Source organism: Xanthomonas euroxanthea (assembly GCF_903989455.1).
GTDB classification, from domain to species: Bacteria; Pseudomonadota; Gammaproteobacteria; order Xanthomonadales; family Xanthomonadaceae; genus Xanthomonas; species Xanthomonas euroxanthea.
In genome coordinates, this window is sequence record NZ_LR861803.1 from 1,623,825 (window position 1) to 1,636,410 (window position 12,586).

13 protein-coding genes are annotated in these 12,586 nt (G+C 67.8%); all 13 read right to left on the reverse strand.

All coding sequences use genetic code 11. The features are described 5' to 3' along the window. Positions 1-10: 10 nt before the first annotated feature. Positions 11-793: a DUF1295 domain-containing protein gene (locus H7A86_RS06995; RefSeq protein WP_119132376.1), complete on the reverse strand. Its 783-nt coding sequence runs from the start codon at positions 791-793 to the stop codon at positions 11-13. Then, entirely contained in the window at positions 790-1,335 is a 546-nt protein-coding gene (locus H7A86_RS07000; protein WP_119132375.1) for a DUF2878 domain-containing protein, read from the reverse strand. Before H7A86_RS07000 ends, H7A86_RS06995 begins: the two co-directional genes overlap by 4 nt. Before the next feature lie 8 nt (positions 1,336-1,343). After that, positions 1,344-2,627, reverse strand: a complete 1,284-nt coding sequence (locus tag H7A86_RS07005; protein ID WP_119132374.1) for an SAM-dependent methyltransferase — start codon at positions 2,625-2,627, stop codon at positions 1,344-1,346. After that, the gene (locus H7A86_RS07010; RefSeq protein ID WP_119132373.1) at positions 2,624-3,529 is read right to left on the reverse strand and encodes a DUF1365 domain-containing protein; all 906 of its coding nucleotides are present in this window, start codon (positions 3,527-3,529) and stop codon (positions 2,624-2,626) included. Before H7A86_RS07010 ends, H7A86_RS07005 begins: the two co-directional genes overlap by 4 nt. After that, positions 3,529-4,779, reverse strand: coding sequence for an NAD(P)/FAD-dependent oxidoreductase (locus H7A86_RS07015; RefSeq protein WP_119132372.1), 1,251 nt, complete (start codon positions 4,777-4,779; stop codon positions 3,529-3,531). The genes H7A86_RS07010 and H7A86_RS07015 overlap by 1 nt, the downstream gene beginning before the upstream one ends. Continuing rightward, on the reverse strand, positions 4,776-5,774 hold the full coding sequence (locus H7A86_RS07020; RefSeq protein ID WP_119132371.1) for an acyl-CoA desaturase: 999 nt from the start codon (positions 5,772-5,774) through the stop codon (positions 4,776-4,778). The genes H7A86_RS07015 and H7A86_RS07020 overlap by 4 nt, the downstream gene beginning before the upstream one ends. Before the next feature lie 226 nt (positions 5,775-6,000). Then, positions 6,001-6,831 carry an anti-sigma factor gene (locus tag H7A86_RS07025; RefSeq protein WP_180708061.1) on the reverse strand — a complete coding sequence of 277 codons (831 nt, stop codon included), beginning with the start codon at positions 6,829-6,831 and terminating at the stop codon, positions 6,001-6,003. Beyond that, complete coding sequence (locus H7A86_RS07030) at positions 6,828-7,391, reverse strand: sigma-70 family RNA polymerase sigma factor (protein WP_104583421.1); 564 nt, start codon at positions 7,389-7,391, stop codon at positions 6,828-6,830. The genes H7A86_RS07025 and H7A86_RS07030 overlap by 4 nt, the downstream gene beginning before the upstream one ends. Positions 7,392-7,449: 58 nt before the next feature. Further along, on the reverse strand, positions 7,450-7,821 hold the full coding sequence (locus H7A86_RS07035) for a DUF4345 family protein (RefSeq protein WP_104648322.1): 372 nt from the start codon (positions 7,819-7,821) through the stop codon (positions 7,450-7,452). Between the two features lie 85 nt (positions 7,822-7,906). After that, positions 7,907-8,695, reverse strand: a complete 789-nt coding sequence (locus H7A86_RS07040; RefSeq protein ID WP_119132369.1) for a hypothetical protein — start codon at positions 8,693-8,695, stop codon at positions 7,907-7,909. A gap of 378 nt (positions 8,696-9,073) precedes the next feature. After that, a complete protein-coding gene (rnfB, locus tag H7A86_RS07045; protein ID WP_119132368.1) occupies positions 9,074-9,505 on the reverse strand; it encodes an Rnf electron transport complex subunit RnfB in 432 nt (143 codons plus the stop codon). 1 nt (position 9,506) lies between these two features. Further along, positions 9,507-10,097 carry an HAD family hydrolase gene (locus H7A86_RS07050; protein ID WP_119132367.1) on the reverse strand — a complete coding sequence of 197 codons (591 nt, stop codon included), beginning with the start codon at positions 10,095-10,097 and terminating at the stop codon, positions 9,507-9,509. 189 nt (positions 10,098-10,286) lie between these two features. Then, positions 10,287-12,371: a methionine--tRNA ligase gene (gene metG / locus H7A86_RS07055; protein ID WP_119132366.1), complete on the reverse strand. Its 2,085-nt coding sequence runs from the start codon at positions 12,369-12,371 to the stop codon at positions 10,287-10,289. Positions 12,372-12,586: the final 215 nt, after the last annotated feature.

Genomic DNA, 12,586 nt, shown 5'->3' on the forward strand with positions numbered 1-12,586 from the left:
TCCAGGCGACTCAGGACGAAGGGGGAAGCGGGAAAAACGCGCTGGTGCTGCGCTGGTATTGCGCATAGTCCTCACCACGCGAGCGCAGCGCCTGCTGCTCGGTGTAGGGAATGCCGGTGAAGCGATACAGGAACACGAACATCACCACCGGCCCCAGCGCGGCCAGGGCGAGCGGCCATGGCCCGGCACCGATGGCCAGCGCCAGGTAAGCGAACCAGTGCACGAACTCGAAGAAGTAATTGGGATGGCGCGAATACCGCCACAACCCGCTGCGGCAGGTGACGCCGCGATTGGCCGGGTTGGCCTTGTGCGCAGACAGTTGCCGGTCGGCCAGGGCTTCGCCACCGACCGCGATCAACCACACCGCGATCGCCAGCGTGCTCCACACGCTCCAGGCCGGCTCCGGGTTGCTGGCAGCGGCCACAAACGGCACACAAAACAGCACCACCACGACCGCCTGCGCCAGGAAAAAGCCCAGGAACTTGCGTTGGTCGCCGTTCCAGTGCTCGCGCAAGGCACGATAACGGCCATCTTCATGCGGGTCGCCGAACACACGCACGCCCAGATGCAGCGCCAGGCGCGCGCCCCAGACACCGCCGAGCACGGCGACCAGCACGCGCGGCAGCAGCGCGCCATCGGACATCCACGCGCAATACGGCGCAGCCAGCGCCAGGCACGCGGCCCACAGCACATCGACCGGGCCGGCATTGCCGCTGCGGCGTTGCCACAGCCAGCCGACCACCATCACCACACTCGCAAACACGCCCACATGCAGCAGCGGCCAGGCATTCATTGCAGTTCTCCCCTCAGGTGTTCAGGCGATGGTCGCGCCAGGCGGCGTGCATACAGCGACAACACGCCGCAGGCCAGGCCCCAGCCGATGCCGACTGCGACCACCGCCTGCAACTGTGGCGGCCGGAATTCCACCGCCTGCCAGCCGCGTTGTGCCAGCCAGTACGAAAACGGACCGAAAATCGCGCCCAGCAGCACCGCCAGCCATGGCCGCTGCATCACCGATGCCAGCGAATGGTTGAGCGTGAGCGCAAAGCCCAGCCACAACGCCAGGATCCAGGCCGGCGCCAGCAACGTGCCCGGCCACGGCGCGGCGTAACGCACCCAGCCGCCCGCCGCCAGCGTGGTGTCCAGCAGCAGGCCCAGCGACAGCGCGGCGACCAGCAGCTGCGGATCGCCCGGCGCACGCCGCGACGGCCACAGCTGATACAGCGCGAACAGCACCAGCACCAGCAGGGTAGGCCAGATGCGCGCCTGCGCGGCCGCGCTGACGGCCACCAGCCACAGCACCTGCAGGCCCAGATAGTTGCCGAGCTGCCGCATGCGTCCGCTCAAAGGCCAGGCACGAACTGCGGCGGACGTGCGCCCGGCTTGCTCAGCCACAGATGCACATCGCCGATCGAGCGCTCCAGGAAACCGGCCTCGCAATAGGCCAGGTAAAACTCCCACATGCGGATGAAGCGCTCGTCATAGCCGAGCGCACGCACCTGCGGCAGCTGCGCCATGAAGCGCTGGCGCCAGGCGCGCAGCGTCAACGCATAGCTCGGCCCGATGTCTTCCAGGTTGAACAGGCGCAGGTCGCTGGCGCGTGCGATCGCGCCGGTCATCGCCGCCACCGATGGAATGAAGCTGCCGGGGAAGATATGCCGCTTGATGAAGTCCACTGAGCGCAAGGCCTGCGCATAGCGATGGTCTTCGATGGTGATGGCCTGGATCAGCGCCTGGCCGTCGTCGGCCAGCAAGCTGCCGACCTTGGCGAAATAGGTGTCCAGATACTGATGGCCGATGGCCTCGATCATCTCGATCGACACCACCCGATCATAGCGGCCGTCCAGATCGCGATAGTCGCGCAACAACACCGTGACCCGGTCGCTCAGGCCGGCCGCGGCGATGCGCTGGGTGGCCAGTTCGAACTGCTCGCGCGAGATGGTGGTGGTGGTGACGCGGCAGCCGTGCGCGCGTGCGGCGTGCAGCGCGAAGCCGCCCCAGCCGGTGCCGATTTCCACCACGTGGTGCTGCGGGCCAAGCTGCAGTTTCTGGCAGATGCGTTCGAGCTTGCGCGTGGCTGCGCGCTCCAGGGCCGCCTCGCCCTGGGCCTCTTCGCCATCGACGAAGATCGCCGAGGAATACATCAGGTTCTCGTCGAGAAACAGGCGGAACAACGGGTTGCCCAGGTCGTAGTGCGCGGCGATGTTGCGCCGGCTGCCGCTGCGGGTATTGCGTGCGAACGCATGCAGGCTGCGCATTGCCCAGCCGCCCAGCCGCGCGGTGCCGGTTTCCATCGCATCCAGGCGGTCGCGATTGCGCAGCAGCAGGCGCATCAACGCGACCAGGTCGTCGCAGTGCCACTGCCCATCCATGTACGACTCGCCGGCACCGACGCTGCCGTTGAGCGCGGCCTGGCGATAGAAGCCGGGGTCGATGACACGCAACTGCACCTGCAGCGCATCGGCACCATTGGCGTTGCCGAGGGTGGTGACGCCGTCGGCTTCGTGCAGCTGCAACTGTCCATCGCGCAGCTCGCCGAGCGTGGCCAGCAGGCGCTTGCGCAACAGGCGGTCCGTCCAGGAAGCCGCGCGCGGCGCAGCGGTGTCGGGCAGGGACGTGGCGTTCATCGGGGTTCTCGCACAGGCGGATGAGGGTGATCGTGGACCGGGTTGCCGCGCAGCCACAGGCGCAGGGCCTGCCAGTGGATGGCCAGCACCACCTGCACGGTCATCAAGGGATAGGCCAGCAGCGTGCGCGCCAGGGTGCGCGCGTTGAGCGGCTGGCGCTGCAGGACCAGGGTGGCATCGAAGCGGCGTGCACCGCTGCCTGCGCCATCGGCCTCGGCCGCGGGGCTGCCGCCCGGCGCGTCGCCACCAGGCGCATCCAGCACGTCCATATGCACGCGCAACTGCGCCTCGGGCACGCTGAAACGCCAGTCGTACTGGTGCTGCATGCCCATGAAGGGGGAGACGTGGAAGCGCTTGTCGAAGCGCCAGGCATGCACCTGGCGATGCGTGCGCGCCTGCGCGACCGGCAGCACGTAGGTGTGGCGCTGCTGCCACGGCGTATTGGTGATTTCCGCAACGACCCAGCGCAGGCCCCCGTGGCGATCGAAGCAGTAGTAGAAGCTGACCGGATTGAACACATGGCCGAAGTAGCGCAGATGCGTGAGCAGGCGGATCGCGCCATCGGGGCGCTCGCCGGTCTGGGCCTGCACGCAGTCGCGCACCGCCTGGTCCAGCGGAATGTCCGGGTCACCGAGATAATCGCTGCGCCGGAACTGCGCCAGATTGGCGCGCCCCACCGACCATAGCCAGCGCCGCGCAAACACCACATCGAGCTCGGACAGGTCCAGGTACATCAGGAACAGCCGGTAGCGAAACGCCAGCGGCCTGGGCGCAAACCGGCGGTGCCGCACCCAACCGGTATAGATCGCGCTGCGCATCGCGCCCACCCCGCTGACGGCACCGCTGTCCTCGCCGGGAGGCAGCGGTACCGCATCGGGGCTGGCGTCGCGCAGCAGCTGCATCACCAGTCCACTCCCAGGCCATGGGCCACATCCACGCCGCTGCGCAGGCCGTCTTCATGGAAGCCGAAGCCCCAGGCCGCGCCGGCAAACCAGGTGTGCTGCACGCCCTGGATCTCGGCCTTGCGCGTCTGCGCGGCGAGGGCGGCCGCGTTCTGCACCGGGTGGCGGTAGCGCATGCGCCGCAGCACCTTGTCCGGGGCGATGTCGTGGTTGCGATTGAGGCTGACGATGAACGGCTGCGGCGCGTTGAGCGACTGCAGGGCGTTCATCCAGTAACTCACCGTGCACGGCGCCTGCGGGTCGGCCGGCACATGCGCATTCCACGCCGCCCAGGCGCGGCGATCGCGTGGCAGCACGCTGGCGTCGGTGTGCAGGACGGTGTCGTTGTCCTGGTAGGTGATGCCGCCCAGGACCTGCCGCTCGGCTGCGGTGGCGTCGCTGAGCAAGGCCAGCGCGTCGTCGGCATGGCAGGCCAGCACCACGTTGTCGAAGTGCTCTTCGCCACGCAGGGAACTGAGCACCACACCGTTGGGCGCGCGGCGGATCGCATGCACGGGCGTGGACATGCGCTCGAGCACCTGCCAGCGCCGGCGCAGCGCACGCACGTAGCTGCTGGATCCACCACGCACCACCTGCCACTGCGGACGCCCGCTGAGCTGCAGCATGTGGTGGTTGGCCATGAAGCCGATCAGCTGGCCCATCGGGAATTCGAGGATGCGCTGCGAGGGCGATGACCACAGTGCCGAGGCCATCGGCACCAGATGCTGGTCGCGAAACGCCGCCGAATACCCATGCCGCTGCAGATACGCGCCCAGCGTGCTGAAGCGCTCCTGGCTGTGCAGCACCGCCGGCGCCTGCCGATAGAAGCGACGCAGGTCGGCCAGCATGCCCCAGAAGCGCGGGCTGAGCAGATTGCTGCGCTGGCAGAACAGCCCGCCCAGGCTGCCGGCGTTGTATTCGAGCCCGCTGCGCGCGTCGTGCACCGAGAAGCTCATCGTGGTCGGCTGCGCGGCCACGTCCAGCTCGGCGAACATGCGCGTGAGCAGCGGATAGTGCTGCGGGTTGAACACGATGAAGCCGCTGTCCACCGCATAGCGCTGGCCGTCCAGCTGGATGTCGTGGGTGTGCGTATGTCCACCCAGATAATCGGCGGCCTCGAACAAGGTGACCTCGTAGCGGCGCGACAGCAGCCACGCCGCGCCCAGGCCGGCGATCCCGCTGCCGACCACGGCAATCCTGCCCTCGCTCATCGGCTCACCCGCTCGGCACGTTGCGTGAGCGATGTCGGCATCGGCTTGAGGTCCCAGACCAGGCCCACCCACGACATCACGGTGAGCCCGTACCAGGTGACGTCGTACTCCCACCAGCGCAGCCCCTGGCGCGCCGAGCCGGGAAAGAAGTGGTGATTGTTGTGCCAGCCTTCGCCGAAGGTGAGCAGCGCCAGCAGCCAGTTGTTGCGGCTGTCGTCGCGGGTGTCGAAACGCCGGCTGCCGAAGCGATGTGCCAGCGAATTGATGGTGAAGGTGGCATGGAACAGCGCCACGGTGGAGATCACAAAGCCCCATACCAGCAGTTGCGCGCCATTGGTCTTCAATGCGGGCGCGGCAACCGCCAGCCAGTCGCCGAGCAGGTATAGCCCGGTTGCCAGCAACACCGGCATCACGATGTCGAAGCGGTCCAGAAAACGCAGCTCGGCAAAGCGGCGCAGGTCCGGGATGACCTCCCAGTCGGTGCGGAAGTTGCGCGGGGTCAGGAACCAGCCGGTATGGCTCCACCAGAAGCCGTGCTGCGCCGGCGAATGCGGATCGCGGCCGGTGTCGGTGTGGCGGTGATGATTGCGATGATGCGCGGCCCACCACAGCGGCCCGCGCTGCACGCAGGTGGCGCCGATGGCCGCGAACACGAACTGCAGCACGCGCGAGGTCTTGAACGCGCGGTGCGAGAAGTAGCGGTGGTAGAACCCGGTCAGCGCAAACATGCGCAGCGCGTACAACGCCACCGCCATGCCGACCGCGAACCAGGACGCACCGACCCACAGGACCGCCAGGCAGGCCAGGTGCAGCGCGATGAAGGGCAGGGCACGCAGCCAGTCGATACGGTCTGCGCGTGCTTCGTCCAGCGGTTCGTCGGTTTGCGAATCCACCCAACGACGCAGGCTGCCGGTACGCGCTGCGATCCACCCACGCCGGCGGGTGTCGGCAGGCTGCGGCGGCGCGGCATGTGGGTCAAAGCCAGTACTCGGCACGCGTGGTTCTCCGTGTGTAGTGGTGACCCTTTACGGACGCTGCCGGTAAACAGATGCACCAGCGCGTTCGATCGTCGCATGCGTGCGCGCGCTTGGCGTGCCGGTGCGAACGAATCGCGCAATTGCGCACACATTGAATCGCGCCAGCCAGGGGTGACGCAGATGAGGCTGTTGCGCGCCTGACGCCGCCTGCAACGTGGTCGCAGGCGGCGTCAGGCGCGCCGGATCAGGGCGCCATTGCCAGCGTGCTGATGCCGCCCTTGGCCACCACGGTACCGGTGGCGACGCCGCCCGGTGCACCGCCCGGCGGCTCCAGCGTCACTGCCAGGATGGCCTCGTTGCTGAGCATGGGCATCAGCTGGTCGGGAATCTGCGCGCGGCGTGCACGCTGGTCGTCGAAGGTGCCCATCGAATGCGCCTTGCCGTCCGGCGTGATCAGCCACAGCTCGGGTACCTTGTCGGCGGTGGCGGTGCGATCCAGCGGCGTCACCGTGATGGTGTGCTTGTCGGCATCCATCAATGCGACATAGCCGGGGCGGCCGTCTTCGGTGGCCAGCGTGGAGGTCATCGCAATGCCGGTCGCCGGCGCGGTGGTGGCCGCCGGCGGCGTGACCGGAGTCTGTACCACCGGGCCGGTGGCCTGCGGCGGCGATACCAGTGCCGGTTGCGTGCGCAGGTTCAACAATGCCAGCAGGCACACGGCCGCGGTGGCCAGGCCGCCGGCGCTTGCCCAGCGCCAGAACCGCACACTGTTCCACACCGCTGTCGTGGGCGCGCTCGCCGACGGCGCGGGGGGCACTGCGTGCAATGGCGTGTCGAAGCCGAGGGTCTGGCGGATGCGTGCCCAGACCTGGCCGGGCGGCGTCACGGCGGCGATCTCGTCCAGCAACGGCGCCAGATGTTCCTGCCACTGCGTCACTGCCTGCGCAAACTGGCCGTCGGTGGCGACGCGTTGTTCGGCAGCCAGGCGCTCGTCGGCGCTCAACAGGCCCAGCACGTATTCGCCTGCAAGCACGTCGCGCGGCGGTTCCTGGTCGATGGGAAAGGGCGTGCTCATCGTTCCAGACATGCCTTGAGTTTGGCCAGGCCGCGGCGGATCCAGCTCTTGACCGTGCCGATCGGGGTGTCGGTGCGCGCGGCGAGCTCTTCGTAGGTGATGCCGTCGAAGAACGCGGTGCGGATCAATTCGCTGCGCGGCGGTTCCAGCTCCGCCAGGCAGTGGTCGATGCGTCGGCGCGTGCTGGCGCGCTCGGTGCGCTCCAGCGGCGAGGCATCGCTGGCGCGCAATTCGCCGGCATCGTCCAGCGCCACGTTGCGGCGTTGCGGGGCATTGGCGCGCAGATGGTCGATGGCCTTGTTGCGCGCGATCATCGCCAGCCAGGTGAGCCCGCGTGCACGGGTGGGGTCGAACTGCCCGGCCTTGTGCCAGATCAGCGTGAACACGTCCTGCAGCACCTCTTCGGCTTCGGCACGGTGCGGGATCATGCGCAGGCACACCCCGAACAGTTTGGGCGAGGTCTGCCGGTACAGCGCTTCGAAGGCATGCCGGTCGCCACCCGCGGTCGCGGTCAGCAGTCGTCCGGTTTCATCGTCGTCGTGGCCAGGGATGGCACTCATGCGGTCGGGCGTTTTTTGAGGTGGGGGCGATGCTACCGGACTGGGCGGACGCTGTCCTTCACTTGCGCTGCTGAAACCACAGCAGGACGGCAGCGAGCAGCAGCAGGATCTCGACGCCGGCCAATGCCACCGTGGGCGCGGAGACCGGCCACAGGCGCGCCAGGGAGACGCTGCGGAACAGCACGATCGGCACGTAGAACGCGAGTGCGACCAGCAGGCCGGTGCGCGGTTGATCGATCCACGCGAAGTAGCCGAACAGGAACGCCATGCCCAGCTGCAGGCCGCCATAGATGACCAGGTATTCCGATTGCCCGGCCGGCGAGAGCTGGGTGTAGCCCACGGCATTGGCGGTCTTGGCCGGCGAGAGCGTGCACCAGATCGCCAGCACGACGTAGAGCACTGCGTTGATCCAGAGGTAGGCCTTGGCCATGGCGATGGTCCTGTATGGGGAAGAGGTGACCGGGCCGTTGTCCGCAACCGCGCGTGGTCGAACGTGAAGATGGCGCGGACCTGGTTCACGGGGCGCTGCAGCTCTTGACCAGCGGCTGCTCGCGCGCCTGGCGCAGCTCATCGGCGCTGACCGCACGCGCACCGGTGTCCGGAAAAACGATGCGCACATGCGGATAGCGGCCGCGCTCGTCGCGCAGATTGCCCACGCCGCGGAATTGCAGCAGACGTTTGTCGGCGATCGAATAACGCACTTCGAGCGCTGGCACTGCCGCGCCGTACCACGCATCCAGGCTCAGGCGAAAACGGCGCTGGCCGCCGGTATCGTCGATGCGCTCGACACGGAATGCCAGCTGGCGTTGCAGGCTTGGCAGTACGAAGTCCACGCGCTGCGGCGTGCCGGCAAGCGCCTCCCAGTGGCTGCGCAGGTATGCATCGAAGCCGGCATCGATCACGCGCGGGCCGTCGTCGGCCGGCAGTGGCGTGCGTTGCTCGGCCTTGCCGGGTTCCTGCTGGAACATCTCGCGCACGCCGTCGCGCTGACGCACGCCCTGGCGATAGCCGTCGCGGCCGTCGATCAGGCTGAAGTCGGGCGAGCTGCCGCCGCCATCGACCTGCTTGCGCGCAAACGGGCGTCCGTCCGCGCAGCGATACAGCACGACGCGCCCGCCATCGTCGAGCAACCAGTGCGACTCGCGATAGCGCAGCGCGCCGCTGTCGCCATCGAAGGCATCGCCATCCACACGGGTGACTGCCGCCGCACTCAGCGGCAAGCCGCCCAACACCAGCAGCAGCAACGGCGGAACCGGCCGGCATACGGTGGCGAGCGCGGCAAGGGCAGCGGCGAGTGGACGCATCGGCGGATTCCTCGATGGGAGTGGCTACCAATACGAGCGCATCCGCAGTGCGGATGCGCCGGATGCGTCAGGACGTTCCTGACGCGGCGTAGTACCTGGAGGCCAGTGCCACGGGTTGGGGCGTTGGGCGCTGCCCAGAGTGCAGGTGCGTGCATGGGATTGCCCATGCCGCGCCGGTCACGCGCGAGCGGCCAGGGCGAGGGCGAAGCCAGGTGCGGAAGCCGGGGCGTGGACACAAGTCTGCCGGCTCAGGGGGCCGGCCGCGAGCACGCACGCGTCGTGCAGGCACGGATGGCGTGCAGACATCGCGGTGCAGGTGGCACCTCCCGTTCCGGGCGTGGCGCGCCTGGCACCTGCGCCACGCGTCCGGCCAGCGGTCTAGCCGCTTGCGCGCAGCACGATGCAATCCACCGGGCAGGCCGGCAGGCATAGCGCGCACCCGGTGCACAGCGGCGCGATCACCGTATGCATGTGCTTGGCGCCGCCGATGATCGCATCCACCGGGCAGGCCTGGATGCACTTGGTGCAGCCGATGCAGTCGGCTTCGACGATCCACGCCACCTGCGCCGGTGTCTGCAGGCCACGCGTGCGGTCGTAAGGGCGCGCGGGCACCTGCAGGACATGCGCCAGCGCACGCGCACCCGCATCGCCGCCGGGCGGGCAATGATCGACATCCGCTTTGCCGTCTGCCATCGCTTGCGCATACGGGCGACAGCCGTCGTAACCGCACTGGCCGCACTGGGTCTGCGGCAGCAGGCGGTCGAGGCGTTCGACCAGGTCGGGCGATGCGGCGGGCGTTGCGGTGTGCATGTCAGTGCAGCAGCTTGCCGCGATACCAGCGCTGCTGTGCCAGCGCCAGCATCGGCTTGTCTTCACGGCTGTCGCCGTAGGCATGCACGCATTCGTATTGCGACAGGTCATGGCGCAGGCGGATCTGCGCGGCCTTGCGTGGGCCGCAATCGCCTTCCGCATAGCGCCCGCTCAGCACGCCGGCGTGGTGTTCCAGCTTGTTGCAGATCAACGACAGGTCATGCTGCGCGCACCACGGCTGCAGGTACAGGTCCAGCGAGGCCGACACCAGCACCACTTCATGCCCCTGCGCCTGATGCCAGTCGATGCGCTGCATCACCTCGGCGCGCAGCACGCCCGGCAATGCCGTGCGCGCGAAATCGGCGCCGTGCGCGGCCACCTCGTCCAGCCGGCGATCACTGAACACGATGCGGGTGACCCGCGCGCGCAGCGCCGCAGCCGACACCATGCCCAACCGATACCCCAGCAGCCACGGGCCCACCTGCCATTTCGCCGTCGCCAGCTGCGCGGGCGTGGCCACCTTGCGCAGGAAGCGCGCATAGCTGTCGCAGGTGGTGATGGTGTGGTCGAAGTCGAACAGGGCCAGGTGCATGAGGGGCGGGGATTGGGCAGTCGGGAGTGGGGATTGGTTGAAGGCGCAGCATCTGCTTTCCCTTCTCCCACAGGGAGAAGGTGCCCCGCAGGGGCGGATGAGGGGACGGGCCAGGCACTGGTGTCAGGTCTCCCTCAACAATCAGCTCTGGCTCCTACGATTCCCGACTCCCGATTCCCCATTCCCGCTTCACCGAACAGGCATGCCCGGCTGCGCACCAGCATCGGCGTCCAGCAGTGCCAGCGTGCCGCCGTCGAAGCCGGCCGACAGGATCATGCCTTCGCTGATGCCGAAGCGCATCTTGCGTGGAGCCAGGTTGGCGATGAACACCACGCTGCGGCCGACCAGCGTTTCCGGTTCGCCATAGCTGGCGCGGATGCCCGAGAAGATCTGGCGCTTGCCCAGCTCGCCGGCATCCAGCTCGAAGCGCAGCAGCTTGTCCGAGCCTTCCACAAATTCGCACACCAGCACCTTGCCGATGCGCAGGTCGAGCTTGGCGAAATCGTCGATGCCGATGAGGCTGGGAGTGGCGGTTGGGGACTGGGGAGTCGCAACGGCCGCCGGTTTCGTCTCGGCCTTGGCCGGTGCGGGCTTGGTGGTCGCAGCGGGTGCCGCAGGTGCGGCCATGGTGTCTTTTGAAGCGTCGGTCATGGCGTCGATCAGTTTGGGGTCGATACGGGTGAACAGGGCGGTGTAGGGCTGGATCACGTGCGCGGTCAGCGGGCGCGCGACGTCGTCCCAGCTGGTCATCGGTGCCGACAGGAAGGCTTCGGCCTCGGCACAGGTGCGCGGCAGGATCGGCTTGAGTGCGGCCACCAGGATCCGGAACAGGTTCAGGCCCTGCGTGCACACCGATTGCAGCTGCGCATCGGCACCGTCCTGCTTGGCGATCACCCACGGCTTGGTGTCGTCGATGTACTTGTTGGCCTCGTCGGCCAGCGCCATGGTCTGGCGGATCGCGCTGGCCGCATCGTTGCGCTCGTAGGCCTCACGGATCGGCGCCAGTGCGGCGACGAAGCGGTCGTACTGCGCCGGGTCGGGCAGGGCGTCGGCCAGCTTGCCGTCGAAGCGCTTGCCGATGAAGCCGGCGCAGCGGCTGGCCAGGTTGACGAACTTGCCGACCAGATCCGCATTCACCCGCGCGATGAAATCGCCCAGGTTCAGGTCCAGATCGTCCACGCCGCCGGATGACTTGGCCGCGAAGTAGTAGCGCAGCGCCTCCGGTTCCAGGCCCACGTCCAGGAAGGTCCGCGCCATCACGAAGGTGCCGCGCGACTTGGACATCTTGGCGCCGTCCACGGTGAGGTAGCCGTTGACGTGCAGCCGGGTCGGCGCGCGATGGCCGGTGCCGTGCAGCACCGCCGGCCAGAACAGGCCGTGGAAGTTGACGATGTCCTTGCCGATGAAGTGATGCAGCTCGGTCTGCGTGCCGGCGACCAGATGGGCCTCGAAATCCTCGCCCATCTGCGCGCACAGGGTCTTGAAGCTGCACAGGTAGCCGATCGGCGCGTCCAGCCACACGTAGAAATACTTGCCCGGCTGGCCCGGAATCTGGAAGCCGAAATACGGCGCATCGCGCGAGATGTCCCAGGCGCGCAGGCCGCCTTCGGTGTCCAGCCATTCCTTGAGCTTGGCCTTGACGCCGGGCAGTGCCACATCGCCGGCCAGCCACTCACGCAAGAAGCCGTCGAAATGGCCCACTTCGAAGAAGAAATGCTCCGAGTCGCGCAACTCCGGTGTGGCACCGGAAATCACCGACCTGGGCTCCTTCAGCTCGGTCGGCGCGTAGGTGGCGCCGCAGACCTCGCAGTTGTCGCCATATTGATCGGCGCTGCCGCAATTGGGGCAGATGCCCTTGATGTAGCGATCCGGCAGGAACATGCCTTTGGCCGGGTCGTAGAACTGCGCCACCGAGCGGCGGCTGATGTGACCGGCGGCCTCCAGCCTGGTGTAGAAGGCCTCGGTGAGTTCGCGATTGACCGGCGAATTGGTCGAATCGTAATGATCGAAGGTCACCCCGAACGCGGCAAAGTCGCGCTCATGGCTGGCCTGAATGCTGGCGATGAAGGCCTCCGGGGTGACCCCGGACTTTTCGGCCGCAAGCATGATCGGCGTGCCATGGGTGTCGTCGGCGCAGACGAACCAGGTCTTGTCGCCGCGCAGGCGGCGCGCGCGCACCCAGATGTCGGCCTGGATGTAGCCGACCAGATGGCCAAGATGCAGCGGGCCGTTGGCATAGGGCAGGGCGGTGGTGACGAGTGCGGTGCGGGTCATGGCAGGCGTAATGCGGGGGACAGCCGATTATCGCATTAGTCGGGAATGGTGGCGGGAATCGGGAATCGGTCAAAGCAGGGCTAGGCGACCGTGTTGTTGAGGCGCGCAGGCACTTGGCTGGCCCTGGAGCGCTATGGATCGACGATGGTCGCCTGCCAGGACTCGCTGCACAGCTACGCGCAGATGGACACGCACAAAAAAGGCGCCCTCGCGGG